This is a genomic window from Anaeromicrobium sp. (assembly GCF_025210435.1).
Lineage (GTDB): Bacteria > Bacillota > Clostridia > Peptostreptococcales > Thermotaleaceae > Anaeromicrobium.
This window is the reverse complement of sequence record NZ_JAOART010000142.1, coordinates 1-23692: the sequence shown is the minus strand read 5'-3', so window position 1 is coordinate 23692 and position 23692 is coordinate 1. Positions and strand designations below refer to the sequence as shown.

General features: G+C 31.5%; 26 protein-coding genes and 1 other annotated feature. Of the genes, 6 read left to right on the top strand and 20 right to left on the bottom strand.

Annotated elements, in window-relative coordinates:
- Nucleotides 1-50: 50 nt before the first annotated feature.
- The gene (locus N4A57_RS17260; RefSeq protein WP_293659322.1) at nt 51-539 is read right to left on the bottom strand and encodes a rhodanese-like domain-containing protein; all 489 of its coding nucleotides are present in this window, start codon (nt 537-539) and stop codon (nt 51-53) included.
- A gap of 456 nt (nt 540-995) precedes the next feature.
- The gene (locus N4A57_RS17255) at nt 996-1676 is read right to left on the bottom strand and encodes a metallophosphoesterase (protein WP_293659321.1); all 681 of its coding nucleotides are present in this window, start codon (nt 1674-1676) and stop codon (nt 996-998) included.
- A gap of 184 nt (nt 1677-1860) precedes the next feature.
- Between N4A57_RS17255 and N4A57_RS17250 the strand changes: the two genes are divergently transcribed.
- Nucleotides 1861-2493 carry a nitroreductase family protein gene (locus N4A57_RS17250; protein ID WP_293659320.1) on the top strand — a complete coding sequence of 211 codons (633 nt, stop codon included), beginning with the start codon at nt 1861-1863 and terminating at the stop codon, nt 2491-2493.
- An 11-nt stretch (nt 2494-2504) separates the two neighbouring features.
- Complete coding sequence (locus N4A57_RS17245) at nt 2505-3092, top strand: flavin reductase family protein (protein ID WP_293659319.1); 588 nt, start codon at nt 2505-2507, stop codon at nt 3090-3092.
- Nucleotides 3093-3113: 21 nt separating this feature from the next.
- On the opposite strand, the gene N4A57_RS17240 is transcribed toward N4A57_RS17245, so the two are convergent.
- The 4 genes from N4A57_RS17240 to N4A57_RS17225 all read right to left on the bottom strand — a co-directional run bounded on the left by N4A57_RS17240 (nt 3114) and on the right by N4A57_RS17225 (nt 6274).
- Complete coding sequence (locus N4A57_RS17240) at nt 3114-3896, bottom strand: GTP pyrophosphokinase (RefSeq protein WP_293659318.1); 783 nt, start codon at nt 3894-3896, stop codon at nt 3114-3116.
- 274 nt (nt 3897-4170) lie between these two features.
- On the bottom strand, nt 4171-4839 hold the full coding sequence (locus tag N4A57_RS17235; RefSeq protein WP_293659317.1) for an HAD hydrolase-like protein: 669 nt from the start codon (nt 4837-4839) through the stop codon (nt 4171-4173).
- Between the two features lie 71 nt (nt 4840-4910).
- Nucleotides 4911-5852 (bottom strand): TIGR01212 family radical SAM protein, encoded by a 942-nt coding sequence (locus N4A57_RS17230; RefSeq protein ID WP_293659316.1) that lies wholly within the window; start codon nt 5850-5852, stop codon nt 4911-4913.
- A gap of 29 nt (nt 5853-5881) precedes the next feature.
- Nucleotides 5882-6274, bottom strand: a complete 393-nt coding sequence (locus N4A57_RS17225) for a universal stress protein UspA (protein WP_293659315.1) — start codon at nt 6272-6274, stop codon at nt 5882-5884.
- Nucleotides 6275-6488: 214 nt separating this feature from the next.
- On the opposite strand from N4A57_RS17225, the gene N4A57_RS17220 reads away from it, so the two are divergent.
- Nucleotides 6489-6734: a hypothetical protein gene (locus N4A57_RS17220; RefSeq protein ID WP_293659314.1), complete on the top strand. Its 246-nt coding sequence runs from the start codon at nt 6489-6491 to the stop codon at nt 6732-6734.
- A 187-nt stretch (nt 6735-6921) separates the two neighbouring features.
- Here N4A57_RS17220 and N4A57_RS17215 read toward each other — a convergent pair whose 3' ends face one another.
- The 12 genes from N4A57_RS17215 to N4A57_RS17160 all read right to left on the bottom strand — a co-directional run bounded on the left by N4A57_RS17215 (nt 6922) and on the right by N4A57_RS17160 (nt 16185).
- Nucleotides 6922-7332: a twitching motility protein PilT gene (locus N4A57_RS17215; protein ID WP_293659313.1), complete on the bottom strand. Its 411-nt coding sequence runs from the start codon at nt 7330-7332 to the stop codon at nt 6922-6924.
- A gap of 116 nt (nt 7333-7448) precedes the next feature.
- Nucleotides 7449-8480: a 23S rRNA (adenine(2503)-C(2))-methyltransferase RlmN gene (rlmN, locus tag N4A57_RS17210; RefSeq protein WP_293659312.1), complete on the bottom strand. Its 1032-nt coding sequence runs from the start codon at nt 8478-8480 to the stop codon at nt 7449-7451.
- Nucleotides 8481-8496: 16 nt separating this feature from the next.
- On the bottom strand, nt 8497-8733 hold the full coding sequence (locus N4A57_RS17205) for a DUF1292 domain-containing protein (RefSeq protein ID WP_293659311.1): 237 nt from the start codon (nt 8731-8733) through the stop codon (nt 8497-8499).
- Nucleotides 8734-8893: 160 nt separating this feature from the next.
- Nucleotides 8894-9652 carry a peptidylprolyl isomerase gene (locus tag N4A57_RS17200; RefSeq protein ID WP_293659310.1) on the bottom strand — a complete coding sequence of 253 codons (759 nt, stop codon included), beginning with the start codon at nt 9650-9652 and terminating at the stop codon, nt 8894-8896.
- A gap of 95 nt (nt 9653-9747) precedes the next feature.
- A complete protein-coding gene (locus tag N4A57_RS17195; protein WP_293659309.1) occupies nt 9748-10422 on the bottom strand; it encodes an MgtC/SapB family protein in 675 nt (224 codons plus the stop codon).
- Nucleotides 10423-10452: 30 nt separating this feature from the next.
- Nucleotides 10453-11604: a DEAD/DEAH box helicase gene (locus N4A57_RS17190; protein WP_293659307.1), complete on the bottom strand. Its 1152-nt coding sequence runs from the start codon at nt 11602-11604 to the stop codon at nt 10453-10455.
- A 16-nt stretch (nt 11605-11620) separates the two neighbouring features.
- On the bottom strand, nt 11621-12403 hold the full coding sequence (locus tag N4A57_RS17185) for an exodeoxyribonuclease III (protein WP_330671545.1): 783 nt from the start codon (nt 12401-12403) through the stop codon (nt 11621-11623).
- A 358-nt stretch (nt 12404-12761) separates the two neighbouring features.
- A complete protein-coding gene (locus N4A57_RS17180; RefSeq protein ID WP_293659306.1) occupies nt 12762-13376 on the bottom strand; it encodes a hypothetical protein in 615 nt (204 codons plus the stop codon).
- Nucleotides 13377-13662: 286 nt separating this feature from the next.
- A complete protein-coding gene (locus tag N4A57_RS17175) occupies nt 13663-14187 on the bottom strand; it encodes a YcxB family protein (RefSeq protein ID WP_293659305.1) in 525 nt (174 codons plus the stop codon).
- A gap of 450 nt (nt 14188-14637) precedes the next feature.
- Nucleotides 14638-14826: a hypothetical protein gene (locus N4A57_RS17170; RefSeq protein ID WP_293659304.1), complete on the bottom strand. Its 189-nt coding sequence runs from the start codon at nt 14824-14826 to the stop codon at nt 14638-14640.
- Between the two features lie 176 nt (nt 14827-15002).
- Nucleotides 15003-15590, bottom strand: a complete 588-nt coding sequence (locus N4A57_RS17165; protein WP_293659303.1) for a hypothetical protein — start codon at nt 15588-15590, stop codon at nt 15003-15005.
- A 55-nt stretch (nt 15591-15645) separates the two neighbouring features.
- Entirely contained in the window at nt 15646-16185 is a 540-nt protein-coding gene (locus N4A57_RS17160; RefSeq protein ID WP_293659301.1) for a GNAT family N-acetyltransferase, read from the bottom strand.
- 285 nt (nt 16186-16470) lie between these two features.
- On the opposite strand from N4A57_RS17160, the gene N4A57_RS17155 reads away from it, so the two are divergent.
- From N4A57_RS17155 to N4A57_RS17145, 3 genes are all read left to right on the top strand, one after another.
- A complete protein-coding gene (locus N4A57_RS17155; protein ID WP_293659300.1) occupies nt 16471-16914 on the top strand; it encodes a cell wall hydrolase in 444 nt (147 codons plus the stop codon).
- Between the two features lie 22 nt (nt 16915-16936).
- Complete coding sequence (locus N4A57_RS17150; protein WP_293659299.1) at nt 16937-17368, top strand: hypothetical protein; 432 nt, start codon at nt 16937-16939, stop codon at nt 17366-17368.
- A gap of 157 nt (nt 17369-17525) precedes the next feature.
- Complete coding sequence (locus N4A57_RS17145) at nt 17526-18149, top strand: DUF4397 domain-containing protein (protein WP_293659298.1); 624 nt, start codon at nt 17526-17528, stop codon at nt 18147-18149.
- Between the two features lie 21 nt (nt 18150-18170).
- Here the strand turns inward: N4A57_RS17145 and N4A57_RS17140 are convergent, their stop codons facing one another.
- Nucleotides 18171-19895, bottom strand: coding sequence for a putative bifunctional diguanylate cyclase/phosphodiesterase (locus N4A57_RS17140; protein ID WP_293659297.1), 1725 nt, complete (start codon nt 19893-19895; stop codon nt 18171-18173).
- Nucleotides 19896-20035: 140 nt separating this feature from the next.
- Nucleotides 20036-23134 carry an isoleucine--tRNA ligase gene (gene ileS, locus N4A57_RS17135; protein ID WP_293659296.1) on the bottom strand — a complete coding sequence of 1033 codons (3099 nt, stop codon included), beginning with the start codon at nt 23132-23134 and terminating at the stop codon, nt 20036-20038.
- A 57-nt stretch (nt 23135-23191) separates the two neighbouring features.
- Nucleotides 23192-23410 (bottom strand) — a binding site (T-box leader).
- Nucleotides 23411-23692 lie beyond the last annotated feature (282 nt).

Below are 23692 nucleotides of genomic sequence, written 5' to 3'. Positions count from 1 at the left end.
TTCTATAATCTATTAATTTTTATTATAATAATTTTAACTAACTATAATATTTATTTTTCTAAAAGTTCATCATAAGGCCATCCGCCTTGACCGTTCTCAAGTATAAAAAGTCTTTCATCCTTTATGCCACTTTCACTAAGGTAGTTTATAGTTCTTTGAGCTCCACCTTTACCTCCAGGACAAACTACTATTATTGGATTATCTCCTTCAAGCTTAGGTATTACAGCCTGAACCTTACCCCTTTCTTCATCAGTTTTAACAGGATAAGCCTTTGTAGATATGGCTCCCTTTATGTGATGTTTATTCCACTCTTCTTCTACCTGTATATCCACAAGTATTATGTCATCACCCTTTTCAATTGCCTCTTTAACCTGATCAGCTGTATAGTACTGATACACCTTTTCTTCACTCTGTTGCTGTTGACTTTCAACCTTTTGGTTTTCTCCTCCTGTAGTCTCTTGTGACTCCTTAGCTCCACAACCTACTACAGATAGGGAAAGAGTCACCATTAGTAATCCTGCTAAAAGTTTCTTTTTCATGATTTTATCCTCCTTTAGTGTTTATACTTTAATCATTGCTATATTAATTTACAATGGACTATACTTTGTGTAAAAATATTTTGTCTTCAAGATTTTCATAAATCTTTTTTTATTCCTAACTGGAAATTAATGCAATTTTTTTTGGACTATTACTGATTATAATTTAAATTAACATAATAATCCAATAGAGAATTTAAATTTATATAATAATCCAATAGAAAAATTTTATATTAATATAAAAAATCGTACTTCGTACGATTCGCTATGGAACCCTATGGTTCCCTTCGACGCAACTAACGTTACTGAGCCCCCTCCTTTGAAAAGGCAGGGGAATTCTTCCCCCACACCCCCCTTATTTTTTACTTATCCACAGTTTTTCAAAATTTATAATTTCCTATAGCATAAAAAAACAGCCCTAAGATTTATGAGCTGTCTATGTAACATTATTAATTTTCATCATAATATTTTGACTGGATTAAAATCTAAGTAATCACAAGATGTTAATAAATATTCCACATTATTGCGACACCCTTTAAATCCCGTATTATAGGAATGCTTCCCATGAAGATGACCATATATTACTTTCTCCACATTATATTCTTCATATATTTTAGTAAAAGCTGATTCTTGTAATTTATCGTTAGTTGGAGGATAATGGGTCATAACTAGAATCTTATCCTTTTTAGTTGAATCTAATGACAATTTTAATCTATGTAATTCCCTATCATAAACTTTTTGGTCATGGTCTGTAAATTTGTTATCATTAGGACAAATCCATCCCCTAGTGCCACATATGGCATAATCCTCATATTCCACATGATTATTTTGTAAAAATACCATATTTTCAAATAAACTATTCATCTTCTTTAAGGATGTCCACCAATAGTCATGATTTCCCCTAAGTAATATTTTTTTACCAGGTAGTTTATCTATCCACTCTAAATCTACCTTTGCATCTTCTAAACTCATGGCCCAAGATATGTCTCCTGGAATTAATACTGTATCTTCATTAGTTATTTTACTTTTCCAATTTTCTTCTATTTTTATATGATGATCTATCCAATTCTCACCAAATATATCCATTGGTTTCTCAGTGCTAAAGCTTAAATGTAAATCTCCTATAGCATATAAAGACATTAACTCACCTACTTACTATTTTTTCAATTCTAACTTATACATTATATTATATCCTAAAAATTATAACAACCTATCATAAATATTACATATAAGTTTTTATTTTACAATTAAAAATAGGTTTGAATTAATTTTTTCCATAATATATAATGTGATTGGAAAACTAAATAAATGGAGGTAATATGTTATGAATAAAAGAAGTTTGTTATTTGAACGTCATAGTGTTAGAAAATACACTGAAAAAGAAGTTCCTATGGAGGATATTAAAGAAATAATCAAATGTGCTACTAGTGCTCCATCTGGAAAGAACGTTCAAAACTGGCATTTTGTTGTAGTAAATGATAAGGAAAAAATAGATCATATTGCAAAATTAGTAGAAGAAAGAAATGGTGAAATAGCTGAGGAAATGACAGATGAAAAGGCAAAGGCATCCTTTACTAAATTTTTAAGATTCTCAACATTATTTAGAAAGGCTCCTGTTCTTATTTTAGTATATGGAGGACCATATGAACCAACAGGACTTAATATACTACAAGATATAAATGCACCACAAGAAGAAATAGATGCTTTAACAAAACCAAATCCAGCTGTTCAAAATATTGGTGCTGCCATTCAAAACCTAATGCTTGCAGCTACTGACATGGGATATGGTACTTGCTGGATGACTAGTCCAAACTATGCCATAAGAAAAATAGAAAATTACATAAACCTAGGTAAAGAAGGATTCTCCCTAATGGCTATGACTCCCCTAGGAGTACCTGAGGGTGAAGTGAAATTCCCACCTAGAAAAGATATTGAAGAAGTTATGACTGTACTTTAGGAGTGATATAATTGTCTAAAACTACTTGGAAACCAGGTAATATGGTATATCCTGTTCCAGCAGTCATGGTCAGTTGTGGAAATAATGAAGAAAATTATAATATAATTACTATTGCTTGGACAGGAACCATATGTACTAATCCACCTATGGCTTATATATCCATAAGACCAGAAAGACACTCTTATGACATTATAAAAGAAACGGGTGAATTCGTAATAAACTTAACAACAGAACAACTAACCTATGCCACAGATTATTGTGGTGTAAAATCTGGACGTGACGTTAATAAATTCAAAGAAATGAAACTAACTCCTAAAAAGGCAACCCAAGTATCTGCTCCTTTAATAGATGAGAGTCCCGTTAATATTGAATGTAAATTAAAGGAAATTGTAGAACTTGGATCCCATCACATGTTCATTGGAGAAGTTGTTGCCGTTAATGTGGATGATTACTACATGGACGAAAAGGGCAAATTCCACTTAGATAAGGCTAAGCCCATAACCTATTCCCATGGTCAATATTATTCTTTAAAAGAATCTATCGGTCATTTTGGTTATTCAGTAAAAAAGAAAAAAACTAAAAAGAAGAAAAAGAAATAAGGGTCAAATTGACCCTTATTTTTATGATTCTATTGCATTTTTAATATCTTCATTTAACTTATTTAAATTTACTAAATTAGTATCTAACCAATAATCATCAAATTTTCCTTGGAAATATTCAGCCTTATCATGTCTTCCTAAGTTTTTAAGTAGTTGAATATTACTTACTATACTAGATACGGTGTTAGATTTTAATTCAAATAATTTTTGTGCATTTATTACTTCATCCCTAATTGTTAGCATTTCTTCATCTAATCTATGGGCTGCCTCAGCAGATTTTTTCAATCTAAGTTTGATCTTTTCTGGAATATGATTTTTGTACTTATAGTTTACAGAATGCTCTATTGTAGCCCAAAAATTCATTGCTAAAGTACGTATTTGTATTTCTGCTAATATGTTTTTTTCTCCATAGGCCGTTTGAACTGGATATCTAATAATCACATGATAACTTCTATATCCACTATCCTTTTGATTATTAATATAATCCTTTTCATATACAATAGTTAAATCTTTACCATCTCTTTCTTTTATAAGTTCCAAAACCTTATAGATATCATCTACAAATTGGCACATTATCCTTATTCCAGCTATATCTTCAATCTCTTCTTCTATATTCTTTTCATCTATCCCATATTTTTTAGCCTTCTCTATAATACTAGAAACTCTCTTTACCCTTCCTGTCACAAACTCTATAGGTGAATATTCATTTCGTTTTCTATACTCAGCACGAATGGCCTTGAACTTAACTTTTAGCTCCCCTATTGCTTGTTCATATGGTATTAATATATTTTTCCACTGTCTCATTCTTAGCTCACCCCTAATTCAACTTAATACAATTTCCCCTCTACAACCTATTTATTATATGTTCATTTTTTTTTAATATGTACATAATTCCTAACCCTAATTCTCAATACTAATTAGAGCTACTCTAACTAACTATTTTTCTATACAATATCCCCAATAATTATATCATATTTTTAAAGTTTATACTCTCACATTTTCCTGAAGTAGGCCCAAATAAAACCCATTTCCACACAAGAAATCCATAACCCTTAAAAACCCATTTATAAAACATTGTCTAGAGTAAATGGAAAAACCCCTTTGTCTCCAAAAGATCATGGAAAATATAGTCTGGTTCATGTTCTTTTAATACTTCATATTCATAACTCCCAGTGGCCACTGCAATAGATTTTGTTCCTAATATTTTTGCACACTCAATATCCCTTGGAGTATCTCCAATTATATATATGTTTTCCTTTTGGTATTTTGTTTTATAATGCTTCTCCCCTTCTTCTATGGCCCTTTTAATAACCTCCCATCTCTCCATTAATTCATCTCCAAATCCTCCCGTTGGAAAATATGAATTCAATTTATGGGAACTTAATTTAATCCTAGCCCCATCCATCATATTTCCAGTACCTAATACATGATGAATTTTTTCATAATTCACTGCATTTTCTAATATGTCCCTTATTCCAGGTAATACTTCCACCATTTCTTTTATATTTACTACTTCCTTTAGGATTTCTTTATATATAATAAAAAATTCTTCTTCAAATTCTACTTCATGTTTTTTTAATCCGTCTCTTACTATGGCCCCATCTATTCTTCCTGCCATATCTATATGTAAAAAGGCATCCTCTATACCATATACTTGAAAAAAAGCCTTATCCATAGCTTTTCTTCCACTGCCATGACTTTTTATTAGGGTTCCATCAATATCCCATACTAACAATATATTGTCCATATTAACCCCTCCCCTATTAGTATACCTTATCTATATAAGAAAATAAAATAAGTAGATACAAAAGTACCTACTTATTCTAATCCTTTGCCGCCTAAGTAATTAAATTTTTTCCCTTGATAAGAATCTTCCCTATCCATTTTCTCATCTATATAGTCCTTAATTTTCCACCAACTTGTATTCCAATTACAAAATAGGGTTTCTTCCTTAGGAGCCCTTCCTACTAATCTTTGAAGGACCATATTAGGGTTTAAATATTCTAAGAAGATTACTACCCTATCCACATACTCATCTAGTGGTATTATTTCAAACTCATTATTTTTATACATATTACCCATTACACTATTTTCTACAATGTATAATGAATGTAATTTCACCTGATCTACCCTTAGGGATGATAATATTTTAGCTCCCTCTATAATATCTTCCAAAGTATCCCAAGGTAAATTTAATATCATGTGAACGCAAACTTGAAAATCGTATCTTTTAATCATCCACATGGCATCTATGAATTCTGCAAGGGTATGTCCCCTTTCTATCTTCTCTAATGTTTTATAATTAACACTTTGAAGACCTAACTCAATGGTTATATTTATATTCTTTTCCCTTTTTATTTCATCTAAAAAACTTAAATATTCATCTTTTATACAATCGGGCCTTGTGGATATGGCTATTTCAACAACGTCATCTCTACATGCATCCCTTATATATTTTTTAAATTCATCTAAGGGCATATAGGTATTAGTAAAGTTTTGAAAATATGCTATAAACTTTTTAGCCTTATATTTTTTTGATATATATTCTATGTTCTGCTTTAATTGGTCTTTCACAGGGATAGAACTCTCTAGATTTTCAAAACCAGCACCCTTTTCTCCACAAAATATACAACCCCTACTACCAAGTAAGCCGTCCCTATTAGGGCATGTTACAGAAAGCTGTATAGGTATTTTATATACTTTTTCACCATATTTATCCTTAAGATGTTGAGAATATATTCTATATCTATTTTCTAACATGTATTTAATATCCCTTCTATGAAGGTTAATTAGCTAGCAACTGGTACTATTTCAATACCAATTCCATCTGGAAGACTATCTTCTAACATATTAACCATATTCTTTTCCTGCTTATTCTCATAGGATTCCCCTAATACAATTAAGTCAATTTCGTTTTTTACTGCTAAATCTCTTAATGTTCCCAATACATCTTGGGCCCTTACTACTGTTAAACTAGCTCCGTGAGATTTTGCCACATCAAATAGAAATTCTAACGCATCTCCATCTTCCTCTTTATTTAAAAAATGGCATCCTTCCTTAGCCACATGTATTACAAAAAGATCTCCATCATGTTCATCTCTAATTTTTACACCTTTTTTTATAAGTCTCTTACAAGTCTTTTGTTGAGTTACACATACCATGATGTTTTTTATAGTATTCATTGCTAAAACCCCTTTCGAGAAAATAATCTCACCTTAATTATACTATAAAAGATATATTCTCTACTATAGATTGTACAATAATTAAGGTTTAAATAAGAAATTATTTTTTTCCAAAATCAATTAGAAATAGTTTTATAATTTTTTCACCCTAAATATGGTATACTAATTATTGTGTATTTATACTATATGTACCAACATATGTAGGAGGAATAAAATGAAAAGATATACAAAGGTTATTTCAATGACTGGTTACTACTTTACTAAGGAATTTGAAAAAAAGGGATCTAAAAAAAATAAAGTAAGGGAAGTAACTGAAAATACTGTGGCAAAGTTCTTTTTAGAGGGTGATACGGAAGTTTTAGTTTATTTTCTAGAAAGCGAAAGAGAAGTCCTTGTGACACCTTTTAGTGACCCATCAGATATAAAAAAATATCTAGGTTCAAAGTTCTTGAAAAAATAAAAAGGGGTAATAGCAGTAGATTAAAATAAATATATTTTATCTACTTCCTATTACCCTTTATTTTATATTAACTGGCTATTTGAATTATTTTCTTCGTTATGAAATCCCTTACATATGTTTAATATGCTCCCTCACCATGCCTTGAAAATAATCTAAATTCCACAGGAAATTGACTAGTTTATTTTTTTCATATGCCTAATTCCTTTAAGGATTCTGGTAAATCATTCTCATTACAACTTAAGCTAAGGACAAAATTTGTCTTAAACTTCTCACTTAAAGATTTTATATTATCCATATTATCTAGTATGTTATCCATCTCGATGGACTTTATTTTTAATAGACCATCTATAAAAATACTATCTATATCATGATCTCTACACATGATACCACTGATGAAGCTTACCAGGTTTTTAATATCATTAATGTCATATTCTTTAATATTTACAAATCTAATGTGGTGTTTAAGATTATACATATTTTTATTATTAACATCTATAAATACTACATTTCCTAAAGTATTTTCCACCATTTCATTAGCCATATCTATCATTTTCTTAGTTTTTCCTGAACCCTTTTCTCCTGCAATTAGCTTTATCATTTTTATCGCCCTCCCAGAAAAGTGTCAATCCTTAGAATGAAGTTAATTTTCTAAAAATTGCGTTATATTTAACTTTCTACACCATTCGCTAAATTCCTTCTGGAATTAGATTATTTTTAAGATTTTTCCTTTAAATATTTTCTTCTCAATTGACCACAGGCAGCATTAATATCACTACCTAATTCTCTTCTTATGGTAGCCTCTATTTTCCCTGCTTTTAAGGTATCACGAAATTTCTTAGAATTCTTAGAAGTCTCATAGTTCCTTTCTTCCACCTTATTTAGGGGAATTAGGTTCACATGACACATGATTCCTCTTAATAACTTTATCAAAGCCTTTCCATGTTCTAATGTATCATTTACTCCATGGATTAGGGCATATTCAAAAGTAACTCGTCTCTTAGTCTTTTTTATATAATATTTACATGCATCTATTACCTCTTCAATAGGATACTTTTTATTTATGGGCATAATCTTACTTCTGTCTTCATTGTTAGTAGCATGAAGGGAAATGGCTAAGGTTACAGGCATCTTCTCATCTGCCAATTCCCTTATTTTAGGAACTATACCACAGGTGGATACTACCACATTTCTAAGGCTTAGATTAAGTCCTTCTTCACTATTTATAAGCTTAAAAAACTTAACTATTTCATCATAATTATCAAAGGGTTCTCCACTTCCCATTATGACTATATTAGATACCCTCTCTCCAATGTCCCTTTGAATGGAAAGGATCTGGTCTAGTATTTCTCCAGCAGATAAATTTCTAATTACACCATCTATGGTAGATGCACAAAAGGTACATCCCATTCTACAACCCACTTGTGAGGATACACAAACAGAATTTCCATGTTCATATCTCATTAGAACACTTTCTATTATATTGTTATCCCTTAAGCTAAATAAATACTTCCTAGTCCCATCTACCTTAGAAACTAAAACCTCTTCTATGGCTACATTATTAATATAAGCATTTTCTTCTAACTTACCCTTTAAGTCTTTTGAAATATTTTTCATCTCATTAAAAGAAGAAACACCCTTATACATCCAGTTATACACCTGTTTAGCCCTAAACTTTTTTTCACCTATAGAAACTATAAACTCCTCTAACTCTGAAAGACTCATATTCTTCAAATTTATCTTTTCCATCTACCTATTACTCCTTTTAGAATAATGACTCATACTCCTCTAATACTCTTTCAAATTCATCATCATCTTCCACACCTTCATAAGTCTCTTTTCCATCCACCATACTTACCTTATAAACATAAGCATCATCCTCTTCTCCAATAGGAGCAAACAATACATACTCATCCTCTTCAATCTTTAATCTCTCTACTAATTGTAATTCTACGGCCTTTCCATCTTCACCCATAAAAGTTATTATATTCTTCTCTTCCATTTTATCCATCTCCTTAATTTTTAATATATGGTGCCGAAATTGGCTCACCAAAGCCTAGGTTCCAACTACTATATATAGGATTAACCTATTTCATCTTTACAATACTTAAATAAGGCCAATAAGATATTATCTTAATGGCCCCTTTAGTAAAATTTATGTACTACTTGATTTTTTCTTCATCAAAGTCGATTTCAACCTTTTCTCTTAACCCATCCACATAAGACTTATATGCTTTTTCCTGCTTAGCAGTTACTAAGTATTGTCTAATTTGATCCTTTACAGCATCAAATTCCATAGTAGATTTTTCTTGCTTTTCTTCAGTTAAGATTATGTGATATCCAAATTGAGTTTTAACTAAATCACTCATTTCACCAACATTTAATCCAAACGCAGCCTTTTCAAATTCTGGCACCATTTGTCCGCTTTGGAATAATCCTAAATCTCCACCATTTTCCTTTGAAGGACACTCAGAATACTTTTGTGCAGCTTCTTTAAAGTCTAATCCACCCTTAACTTCTGCAAGTACTTCCTTAGCCTTTTCTTCATCTTTAAGTAATATATGTCTAGCTCTAACTTGTTCTGCCTTTACGAAGTGATCTGGATTCTCGTCATAGTAAGCCTTAAGTTCTTCATCAGTCATAGTAATATTTCCGATTAATCTCTTAACTGCATATTGCTTTAAAAGATTATCCTTAAGTATTTCTAATTCCTTTAAGAAATCTTCATTCTTGTCAAATCCCTGCTCCTTAGCATCTATGAATAATAACTCCTGAGAAATCAATTCATTAACTAAGTATTTTTTTCCTGCTAATGTTTGAAATTGCATAGCCTGTTGTTGTGGTGCATGGCTAATTGCAAAATCCAATTGTTCTTTAGTTATTTCTCTGTCGCCAACTCTAGCTATTACGTTTTTTTCCATTTCTACATTTCTCCTTTGTAAATAAACTTTCATCATACCTAATTATCATATCACATACTTTTAATATAGTATAGGTTGTTAGGTAATTAAAATTACTATAATTCCTTCACTTGCCTTTCCCATTGAACAAAACTTACACCATCAATAAGTTTAATATTTTCAAATAAATCCTTATCTTCATACTTGTAAGGAAGTTTTATGGCCATATCTATGTGGATATTGCCCCCTTCTTTAATTTCATCAGCCACTGGAGATATTTCAATATTTTTGATTATTATTTTTTCATTTCCTAGTAAAGTTCCTATCTCCCCTATAAGTCCTGGTTTTTCATAGCCTATTATATGAAGGGTTTTATAACTATTTTGAAGAACTTTTTTCTCAAAAAAACCTAATGTCATTAAAGTAAATAATACTATTAGAAAAGTTACTATTCCACCTACATAGTATCCATTTCCTATAGCTAGGCCAATACATGCACACACCCACAAACTAGCAGCTGTAGTCAAACCATGTATGGATTTTCCCTGTACCAATATGGTTCCTGCTCCTAAAAAACCTATACCACTTACAACCTGGGCAGCAAGACGACCTGGATCTCCTCCTAAGAAACCATCCATTGATATGAGCATTACAAGAGCTGCTCCTAGGGTAACTAGTATATGGGTCCTAAGGCCTGCAGGTCTATTATTTACTTCCCTCTCCATACCTATGATTCCACCTAGTACGGCAGATAAAACGAGGCGTATTATAACCTCCGTGTTTATAACCAATGCTACCCCCCCTTATTTCTTTCATATGCCTTATTTTCTTCTTACCACTTTTTTCTCTGCCATAATCTTATTTTTTATAATATGAATTGCTTCCACATGGATATTTAGTTTTTTCATCATCTTATATAATACGAATTTTTCCCTATCTCTTACTATATTCACAACAAGGCCATCCTTGTCCATTCTTCCCGTTCTACCTGCTCTATGTAAATAATCCACATTATCTAGTGGTAAATCCATATTAAATACATGGGTAACATCTTCAAAGTCCATTCCCCTAGTAAATAAATCTGTAGTAACTAATATCTTTATTTTTCCTCTATTAAATTGACTTATATAGGTTTCCCTTTGTTGATTCTTCGTTCTAGTTTGAATTCCCTCAACTAAGTATCCCCTTTTCCTTATGCTCTTTACAAATCTTTCCACATTTTCATTTTTATTTATGAAAACTAGAGATTTTTTAGGCTTTATTATCTTTAATAAATCATCTAAAGTATGAGTCTTCGTTGGTGCTTTGCTCACTATGTATTTATGCTCAATGTTTTGTGGTACAGGCTTTGCGTGATCTAAATATAATCTAATTGGATTTTCCATAATATCTTCTAAAACCGTTTTAGCTTCCTCTGATAGGGTAGCTGAGAAACTAAGGATTTGTCTATCCTTTAAAGTGCTTTTTATTATTTTATAAACCTTCTCCTTAGAACCCTTTTGGAGTATTTGATCCACTTCATCTAAAGCTATTATCTTTGTATCATGGACCTTAATATTTTTATCTCCTAATAGATGAATAAGCCTTCCTGGAGTGGCCACTATTAATTGGGGCTTTTCCTTTACCTTCTTTATTTGCTTATTCATATCATGACCTTCTACAAAGGATTGACATCTTATATTAGTATCCTTTGTTAGTTTTTTAGCTTCCTTTAATATTTGCATGGCAAGTTCCCTACTAGGTGATAAAACTATCATTTGAACATTTCTATTATTCTCATCTATTTTTTCCACCATGGGAATTAGGTAACTGAAAGTCTTTCCCGTTCCAGTTTTAGCCTTTCCTATTACATCCTTACCAGATAGGGTAAAGGGCAAACTTTTCTCTTGAACCTCCGTGGGCGATTCTATATGTTCCGCTTTTAAATTATTAATTATAAAATCCTGTAACTTATAGTCTGTAAACTTATTCATATTTATTTCTCCTTCGTTAAAATTTCAATTCTAATACTACAGGGCAATGGTCTGATCCCATTACATGATTTAATATTTCTGTACTTAGTATATTATCTTTTAGCTCTTTGGATACAAAATGATAATCAATTCTCCATCCTGCATTATTTTTTCTAGCATTAAATCTATAGCTCCACCAGGAATACTTTATAGTTTCTGGATTTAAATATCTAAAGGTATCTATATATCCATTAGCTATGAGCTTGTCTATCCAGTCCCTTTCTATTCTTAAAAATCCAGATCTTTTTTCATTTGATTTTGGATTCTTCAGATCTATCTCATTATGGGCCGTATTATAATCTCCTGATATTACTACCTTTATGCCCCTTTTCCTTAAATCATTACAATAATCTAATATGGCATCATAAAATCTAAGTTTATAATCTAATCTTATTTCGTCCTTTTGCCCATTTGGAAAATATATATTTAAAAAGGTAAAATCATTATACTCAAGTATAAGTATTCTACCCTCCTTATCAAATTCTTCTATACCAATACCATATTTCACACTTTTAGGTTTTATTTTAGTATATACAGCCACACCACTGTATCCTTTCCTCTCTCCACTACAAAAGAAAGACTCATACCCATCTATATTTATTAACTCTTCATTTAATTGTTCCACATGGGCCTTAGTCTCCTGAATACCTAGTATATCAGGATTTTCTTCTTTTATCCAATCTATAAAACCCTTTTTTTCAACGGCCCTTATTCCATTTACGTTCCAAGAATATATTTTCAATGTACAAACACCTCTCAACCATTTTATTTATTCAAAATAACCGTCCCCCACTTCCTTACTATAACAACATATATACATTATAACCGTAAGTTCCTAACTTAAAAAGTAATTTAAAGATATTATGACATTCTTTTTAATTTCTCCCAAAAAAAAAGAACAGGATATATTCTATTCCTGCCCTAATAATTTTCCCAAACAAAATTTATTTTAATAAATATATTTCTAGATTGAAAATTCTATCAATAGAACAAATTAGTTCTCAAGTCTAACCATTAAACACACTTTTAGCCTCTATAAAAATATGACACTCTTAAGTAATTCATTGTATTATTGCGTATTTTCTAATCTAACAATTATATATTAATATAGCTATATTTTATTTTCTCCAATTAGGAAGTTTTATGTGTTTACTTGCATAAGTTAGGGCTACAGGAGCACGATTCATATCCTTGACTAGCACTATATCTGTAGTTTCTGTTTGCCACATATACATTTGTGCTGATTCATTTAGACCCGATACAGCTTCTCCATATAAAAGTGTTAAGTAATCTATTATGTCGTTTGAACAGGTTATAGAATCGTCTTCATTTGTAGGTTTAAGATAATAGAAGGCAAAAGCAAGCTGTTTATTTTCATTAAATGTGTATTGTAAATCTACTGACTTTACTGTTGTCCATGATGGAGGATTAATATTATTATACTTCATGGATAAGTAAGATTTACTGTACCCTGTAGTATAATTTTTTTCAGGTTGTAAGTATGCAACTTGACCTGGATTCATCCCCCACTTAAAATTATCAAAATCTGGAATCTCATTTTCCTCATAAAAATAAGGTATTTCTTTAATAATTTCACTTGTGTCTTGATTAGATGTATCTTTGATGTTTTTATTTATATCTAATTTTGGCTTATAACTACAACCTATAACAAATAAACTAATTGAAACAATAATTGACAGTACAAATGTTATTTTTTTATGAGATTTAAACATATAAACTCTCCTTCAAATTTTAATATTCCAATACTCTTCCGATACAATTAGGAACTTCCCATTATGCTCTAAAAATGTTTCCACCTGTGCCATTAAAAAAAAAATATATATTTATAAAACTGTTGCATTTTCAACTTTTTTGAGATTATTTATTAGCAATATCTTTGAACTATATTTAGAAAAAGAATTGGAATTATCACATTTGTTATAAATCTAATGGCATAGTTTCAAATATTTTCAATTATTTATATTTTAAATATCTAATTATAGATACATTATTTACACACTATGATAAACTTGTTGACACTGGTCCCGATAAAGGGTCTTGAAAATATTTCATAGCGGTGTTGTAAAATAGGATAAATTCATCTTCTAACTTAAATATTCTCTTAGGGATAATAATAGCTGTCACTTGGTCTACAAAAATGAAGACATACTTATGGGTCATTTCTATCTTATGTATAGCGTTCCACTTATAGGAACCATTTGTGCAACATGACACTTGTGAAATTCCTTCCATTTCTATCTCTAATGTTTTTTCCTCTAATATATGTTTACCACTTTCTGCAAGTTTGAAAACTTTCTTTTTTAAATAAGGAAATCTCATATAATAAGCAAATACCAATATAAAACCTGAGGCAACTAAAGCACCTATTTTAGAGTTTGCCACATAAAAAATTGCTATATAGATTAAAATCGGTAAAACAATAATTGATAAAACAAGATTTAACTTCCCCTTAAAATTATTATAAAGAACATGTTTATTATAGTTCCAAAGATCTTCTTTAGATATGCTGTATGTGATTTTCACATATTTCAACCCCTTTCAAATTCTAGATTTTTGTGATGTACTTTAATTTTTTTCCAACTATACTTCAATAATTAGATGAATATACAATTTAAGCACAAATCCTTTCCTATTATTGACACAAGGTTTCCCTATAATCAAATTTTAACTGGTATTATTTCAATTAACAGCCATTATTTTGATAGGGAACTCTATAATTCATATACCATCTTTCACTAGAACCTCTAAAGAACTTCAACAATATAGAACCTCTATCAATAATATTATCTGAAGAATATTGCAGAAGCACCCTAATTTAACCTAATTAACATTTAAGTCAGTTACTTCAAAACCAAACGATTTGATTAAAAACTCAATTGCACCATATCCACCATATGGAAATGACCAAACTTGAAACACTACTTTGGCCTCATGATTTCTATTCCTGCCCTAATAATTATGTATTTTAATTTTCTACAATATTCCTACAATTAATTCTAATATAAATTCTAATAGTTCCCCGTACTCATGGTTTGATTCATCTTTATATTCTACTGCTAAATCACTTGCCAGTTTTTTCTGATTATGTTCATCTAAATAATAGTTGGTCTCTCTAGTTTCTATTCTTTTTTTCACTTCTTCTTCGATCTTATTTCTGAGCATTTTATATCCCTCCCATTAATAAAATAGATTCCATGACACTTGACACTATTTTGAAAACTCTTGTTTTATCTGTACAATTAAAGATTATTTAATCAACCTGTTTCATACTTTCATCATTATATTGTCTTTTTGTAGTACATCATCTATTTTCTTCTTATCAATTACTTTCACTTTAGCTAACTCTGATTTCCTCTTTCCGATAAAAAACTTTCTATTAGAGTGTTTTGTCTTTTAACATGTTCAAAATGCATATATCTTAATGCTAATAACAATGTAATAAATACAATCACTTCTGGGCCAAGATATATTAAATCCATTATTAAGTCTATCAACATATTTAAGCTAATATTAAAAATATATTTAGACAAATATTTTAATATAATAAATATAGATATTATAAGCAAAGATACATATGTATTACCACAAGCTTCTTTAATAACAACAACTCGTTCTATATCTTTATTATTTTGTAATGCCGATTGCTTTAACAGTATTACATATCTATCTCTTGCATGGTCATCTACATGGTATTTGATCAACTTACATTTTTCACCTATGCCCTGTATTGCAAATCCCACAATCCATGATACAGAAATAAATAATACTCCTAAAATAAATGACATATTATCAATCATAATTTCAACTGGAATTATTCTCTGAAAAACTATCATCATTAATAAGGCTCCTGGAACTACTTTTGCTAGTAAATCTCTTAAGATAAATCTAGAGTAAAATGCTTCAACTATTCCAAAAAAATCTTGCATATTCTCCCTCCTCATACATTGTTCTTCTGTTAGCTAACACCCTTCTATCTTCACATCATGCCCAATCCCGTGCAAGAACTCCATAAACTACATGGTCAACAAAATGATCATATAACCATTCTGATTCTCTAATTACACCTTCTTTAATAAAACCTAATCTCTCAGGAATAGCCCTACTTTTTATGTTTTTTTCTGCACATCTAATTTCAACTCTATTTAGATTTAATTCATTAAAAGCATATTCAACAAGTGCCCTACAAGACTTAGTCATGATTCCATTCCCTTGATACCTTTTATCAATCCAATATCCAATACTTGTGGACCTGCTACTCCAGTTCATTCCATGAAATCCAATAACCCCTACAATATTACCTTTGTACCAAATTCCAGCTTGAAACCCACTATCTGACGCAAATTGTTTTTTTGTCATTTCAATAAACCCTTTAGTATCCTCAACACTCTTTGTTCCATCTACCCAAGGAAGCCACTCTCTCAGATATGAACGACAAGAATCTATCAATTCATATAATCTATTCCCATCTCTCCTATCTAATAATTTAAGTACAATCTCATCATCAACCTCAAATTTAAACATCCCCATATGCCTCCTTCATTTTACTTATATATCCATATTATAACATTTATGTAGATATAATCTAAGCTCTTTAAATCAATTTCTAACTTAAAAAGTCATTGAAAAATATTGTGACATTTCTTTTATATATTCATAAGATGATATTATAAGCACTTAGGTTTTTCTATACAGTAACTTGCCTATAAGGAAAATCTATATGAATTTATTTTTTAAGAAGATGGTTATTTGAATCTTAACCTTCCAACCTAATAATCATCTCCTAATATTAAGTGAGGTGAATAGCCCATGGGATTTTCTGAGAGAGAACTTTTAGCAAGACTGATAAAATGTGAAGCTGAAGGTGAAGGGGAAAATGGGATGAAGGCTGTTGCCAGTGTTGTTATGAACAGAGTTAGGGTGCCCTTTGGTGAATATCAAAGAGTTAATCAAGGAGATATACGAAGAGTCATATTTCAAGAGGATCAATTCACTTGCCTAAAGACATCTATAGGTGGTGTTCCTAATCCTCAAAATATCTACAATATGGCTCCAGATCAAGTTCATTACGATATTGCAGATTGGGCCCTTGCTGGTAATAGACTATATGATGTAGGGTATTCTTTATGGTATTTTAATCCATTCAACCCATTATGTCCCTACTTTTTTCCACCAAATAGAGTGGGGAGCTTTCAAGTTCACATAGCTCTACATTGTTTTTACAATCCAACTTCTAAGTATTATGATACCTAAAATATAATAAGGGGGAAATTATATGTTCCAAGACAAGTTTTCAAGAAGTTTTAACCCTATGAATGCAAATATGTATGCAGATTATATGAATATGGCAGATACTAATCAGCCAAGGCCCATGCCCATGTCAAGACAGTCAAAACAGTCAACCCAACCACCTTCTGGCCGTCCAGCACCTCCTCAAAGGCCAAATGTTCCAGATAGAACCATATCTGTACAGCCTGAACCCATTCCATTTCCTGGTGCTGACAAGGGGTACTTACAAAATGTTTTAAATCGCTATATAGGTGAACAAGTTAGAGTAGAGTTTCTTATAGGTACTAGTATCCTAGTTGATAAGTCTGGTACCCTATTGGAAGTAGGTATTAATTATCTTATCCTTCAACTAGCAGAAACAGATGACCTTTTAGTATGTGACCTATATTCTGTTAAGTTTGTTACCGTATTTAAATAAGGCATATTCAAAAAATAAATTAGTCATTTCACTGGTTATTTGAATCATTTTCTTCATATGCCTAAAACTCCACCAATGGCTGAGTTTCTTTTTTGTGCCAAATGATTACACATTAGCATATTTATATTATGAAAAATACTATTTTGGAGTTGATAATATGTACGATGAATTAATTTATTCTCCCATGGAAGACCCATCATATATTCGTTTTTTCCATGCTTCTCCAGGTGCTCCAGCAGTGGATATATATGCCAATGATCTTAAAATTGCTTCATCCCTCAAATATAAGGAATTTACTCCTTATAGGAGATTAAAACCAGACAGATATTTTATAACTGTTTATGAAGCAGGCACCAAGACAGACCCTATTCTACGCTCTTATGTAGACCTAAGACCTAACAGGGATTATACGGCAGCTGTTATAGGTACCCCTGATGATATAAGTTCCCTCGGAATCCTTGATACTGCTAGAAGAATACCTCCTAACAATACTCAAGTAAAGTTTGTTCACCTAAGTCCTAATGCTCCTGCAGTAGATGTATATGCCAATGATAAATTAATTGCCAGGGATGTGGAGTTCACAGAGAGGAGTAGAGATATAATACTACCTGATGGCACCTATACTATTTCTCTAAATTTAGCAGGAACCCCAACAAAAGTTTTAGTAGCTCCCCGCCAAGTTCTAAAGGATGGAAACTACTACACTATCTATGCAGTAGGTCTAGCAGGTGAAAAACCACCACTTCAAATCATAACTGCCCTAGATAAGGCCTCCTACTAAAAAAATGTGACAAAAGGCCAACTACCTTTTGTCACATTTCTTAATTTTTTGTATGAAATCTTTTTTATCCATAGGTCTTCCTGTAAAATATCCCTGTATACAGTCACAACCATGCTTTTTTAAATATTCCAGTTCTTTTATACTTTCTACCCCTTCCGCTAAGGAGATTAGGCCTAATCGCTTTGTCATATCTATCATGGCTAAAACTATTCCTTGACTATTTTTATCCTTTATAATATCCCTTATGAAAGATTGGTCAATCTTTAATTTATCAATTGGAAAATCCTTGAAATATGAAAGGGATGAATATCCTGTTCCAAAATCATCTATGGCAATCTTAACTCCCATTACCTTTAGTTCCTCTAATATCCTTAATACTAATTCTGGTCCTGTCATAATATGAGTCTCAGTAATTTCAAGTTCTAAAGATTTAGGAGATAAATCATATTTATTTAATAATTTTTTCACCCGTCCTACAAAGTTCTCATCTCTCAATTGGACTGCTGATATGTTAACGGCCATAATAAACTCATCACCTAGTTCTTTTTGGAATTCCTTAGCATCCTTAATTGCCTCTTCTAATATCCAAGATCCTAAGGGAAGTATAAATCCCGTCTCCTCAGCTAAAGGTATGAACTGCATTGGTCCTATGTAACCCATTTCATCATGATGCCATCTAATTAAGGCTTCAGCTCCCTCTACCCTATTGGTAATCGTATTAACTTGTGGCTGATAGTGGAGTATAAACTCTTTCTTTTCTAATGCCTTTATCATATAATTTTCAATTTTAAGTTGCTGACTAATTTCATTAGACATGTTATATTCATATAACTCATAGTTATTTCTACCGTTTTCTTTAACCCTATACATGGCCACTTCTGCACTTCTAAGTATATTGTCTATACCATCTCCATCAGATGGATATATGCTAATTCCCGCACTTATGGTCACATATATTTCATAATCCTTTAGTTTAAAAGGTTCTCTTAATCTCTTAAATATCTTTTTTATATGGTTTATAACTTCCTTTGGACCCTTCACATCTTCAAATATTAATATAAACTCATCTCCACCTTGTCTAGATATGGTCACATCTACTCCAAAGATATGCTTAAGTCTAGAGGAAAAAACTTGTAATAATTTATCCCCCACATTATACCCTAGTGTATCATTTATCCTTTTAAATCTATCTATATCTAAAAATACTATGGCTAATTTTTCATTATTCCTTTTAGCATGGGCCATAAGTAAATCTAATCTATCCTTTAGCAAATATCTATTAGGTAATCCTGTTAAAGGATCATAATAGGTTTTATATTTTAAGTCCTTTTTACTTCTATATTTTTTATACAAATCCCTAAATAGGGATACATATTTATCCACCTTGTTATTTTCATCTTTAATAGCCTTAATAAGAAGCCATTCTGGGTAAACCTCTCCATCCTTTCGTCTATTCCATATTTCACCTTCCCAATAACCCTTTTCCTCTATACTATGCCACATTTCTTCATAGAAGGTCTCGTTGTGTTTATTAGACTTTAATATTCGAGGATTTTTCCCATATATTTCATTAATACCATATCCTGTAATGTGACTAAAAGCTCTGTTAACCCATAATACAGAACCATCCTGGTCTGCTATGGCAATTCCCTCTGATGTGTTTTCTAAGATGGTCTTTGCCAGATCATTTTCATAAATCATATTGTCTATCTCTATATTATCTATCGCTATATTATCTAAGCACATATTCGCCTCCCGCAGGAATAATTCAATTATATTTTCAGTTTATCATAATTAACAAATTCCTACAATATTAGGAAAATCTCAATTGTAATGATTTTTGTAACATGAAAAAAAGAATGGGCCTAAGCCCATTCAATTATATACTAGATCTTTTCTAACTTTATTCCCGTATCATGTCCATTAATATTTTGAATTTCTAGCTCTTCAGAAACCTTAACTAACTCTTTGGCTAATACCTCTTGCATGATATATTCCCTGTGGCCTTCTATAGCCTTTGAAACTTCATCATTGGCATTGAAGTAAATTTTTATCTTATCCATCATTTCATATCCATTGTTCTTACGCATTTGTTGAACTTTAGAAATGAACTCCCTCGCATATCCTTCATTTATTAATTCTTCAGTTAAATGAGTATCTAGGATTACGAATAAGTTATTCATCATTTCCACTGTGAAACCTTCTTTAGCAGATATGTTTATTAATACCAATTCCTTATCTACTTCTAGAGTTTCTCCATTTAAATCTATTTGGATAGTCTCTCCAGCTTCAAGCTTAGGAACTACCACTTGTGAATCTAATTCACTTAAAGCTTTACCAAATAATTTTATATTCTTTCCAAGCTTAGGTCCAGCAACTTTAAAGTTAGGCTTTAAGCTAAAGTTCATAAATTCACTTAAATCCTTTTCAAAGGAAACTTCCTTAATGTTTAACTCTTCCTTCATAAGAGGAACTAAATCACCTATTAGACTTTCATACTTTCCATCAACTAATGCCTTCTTTATTGGTTGACGTACCTTTATCTTAGATTGAGCCCTTGCAGCACGGCCAAGGCCTACTAAATCCCTTACTAAGTCCATTCTTTCTTCAACCTTTAAATCTATTAAACTTTCATTAATTGTTGGATAGAATGCTAAATGTACAGATTCATCTCCAGTTAATTTTTGATAGATTTCTTCTGTTAAGAATGGGGCAAATGGTGCAGCAAGTTTTGCTACTCCCACTAATATTTCATAAGTAGTATTGTAAACTGCCTTTTTATCATCATTTAATTCAGTAGTCCAGAATCTTCTTCTAGCACGACGAATATACCAGTTAGATAAATCTTCATTTACAAACTCTTGAATCTTTCTTACAGTTTTAGTTAAATCGTATACTCCAAGTTCTCCTAATACGTTTTTAACTAAGCTGTTAAATTTAGATAATATCCATCTGTCTAACTCTGGTCTTTCATCATATGGTACAAAGAAAGATTTAGGGTCTATATTATCTGTATTTGCATATAGTGTAAAGAAGTTATATACGTTCTTAATAGTTCCAAAGAACTTAGATTGAACTTCCTTAAGACCCTCTTCATCAAATCTAGTTGGAGTCCAAGCAGGAGATACATATAATAGGTACCATCTTAATACATCTGCTCCATATTTATCAAATAAATTAAATGGATCTACTGTATTTCCTTTAGACTTAGACATTTTTCTTCCATTTTTATCTAATAATAAATCATTTACCAATACGTTTTTGTAAGGAGAAACACCCTTAACAAAAGTAGATATGGCAAGTAATGAATAGAACCATCCACGAGTTTGGTCAATACCTTCACAGATAAAGTCTGCTGGGAATAATCCACCATCAAAGTCTTCTTTATTTTCAAATGGATAGTGATGTTGTGCATAAGGCATAGCTCCACTATCAAACCAGCAGTCAATAACTTCTGATACTCTAGTCATTGTACCTTCACACTTCTCACACTTTAAGTGAACGTCATCCACATATGGTCTATGAAGTTCTATAGACTCATCTATATCTTCAATGGCACGCTGTGCAAGCTCAGCACGTGATCCTACTGAATCAATATGTCCACACTCACATCTCCAAACATTAAGTGGTGTACCCCAATATCTATTTCTAGATAGTGCCCAGTCATTTAAGTTCTCAAGCCAGTTTCCAAATCTCTTTTCTCCCACATAGTCTGGATACCAGTTTACTGTATTATTATTTTCAATAAGCTTGTCCTTAAGCTTAGTCATTTCTATATACCAACTTGGTTTAGCATAGTAAATTAGTGGAGTTGAACATCTCCAACAATGTGGATAGTTATGTTCCATTTTTTCTTTCTTAAATAATTTACCTTCACCATGTAACCACTTTATAATGTCTACGTCACAATCCATTACGAATTTACCTTCCCATGGAGTTGCTGTATATTTACCTTCTTCACTTACAGGGTTAAGTACTGGAAGACCATATTTTCTTCCCACTTGGTAATCGTCCTCACCAAAGGCTGGTGCTATATGAACAATACCTGTACCATCTTCTGTAGTTACATAGTCTGCACAAGTTACATAGAATCCTTTTTTGTCCACATCTAAAAATGGCATTAATTGCTCATATTCCATGTATTCTAGGTCTTTACCCTTTAATTCTTCTAATACTTCAAAATCTTCACCTAAGACTCGCTTTGATAGGGATTTTTCCACATAGAATATGTTTCCTTGTGAATTAGCTTTAACATAAGTCTCATTAGGATTAACTGCTAATGCTACATTTGATGCTAATGTCCATGGAGTAGTGGTCCATACTAGGAAATGCTCATCTGCATCCTTTCTCTTAAATGCAGCTATAACTGTGTTAGTCTTTACTTCCTTATATCCTTGGGCAACCTCATGAGATGCAAGACCAGTTCCACATCTAGGGCAGTATGGAAGTATCTTATGTCCTTCATACATATATCCTTCTTGGAAGAACTTATTTAAAATCCACCATACGGACTCTATATAATTGTTGTCTAGTGTTATGTATGGATTATCTAAGTCAATGGCATATCCCATTCTTCTAGTCATTTCTCTCCATTGCTTTTCATAAGAGAATACTGACTCTCTACACTTTTCATTGAACTTATCAAGACCATAGGCTTCTATTTCAGGTTTACTTGATAATTTAAGTTGCTTTTCAACTTCAATCTCAACAGGAAGACCATGAGTATCCCATCCAGCCTTTCTCTTTACTTGGTAACCCTGCATAGTCTTAAATCTACAAACAGAGTCCTTTAGTGTTCTTGCCATAACGTGATGTATTCCAGGTCTACCATTGGCAGTTGGAGGTCCTTCAAAGAATACAAATGATTCCTTGTCAGCTCTAGTGGTTATACATTTTTCTAATACTTGGGCATTATCCCAAAAGTCTGATATTTGACCTTCATTCTCTGCAACTGATAGAGATGATAATGTTTTAAACTTTTCCATTAATATCAATCCTTTCTAAACTATTTTATCCAAAAACAAAATCCCTAAGCATAAATGCTTAGGGACGATTATTCACCGCGTTACCACCCTTGTTATAAAACAAAAGTTCTATCACTTTATACATGTAACGTATGTAGACGGAAATCCTTACTAAAACTTTGGGGATTTCAACTCAAAGGTGATCTTCATAAAAAGTTTGGTAATAATCTCTCAACTAATGATTATCTCTCTGTAACCAAGTTTCTTTTTTACTACTGTCCTTATCACAGTTTTTACATATTTGTTTACATCCTATTTTAATAAGAAAAGTCCCCTTATGTCAAGGAAATTATACAAATTAATCCTTTTATTTTTACATTATTTCCACACTACAAAATTTTCATACGTCACAATATGGTTTATTCCTTTATAGATTTATTGGTTTTAAATTTGTTTTATACAGTAACTTGCCTATAAGGGAAAATATATTGAAAATCTTTGGAACCCTGGAACGTCACAACATCCTATGCTACTCCAACATGACACGTGAACCTATATACGAAGATTCACACTTTCGCT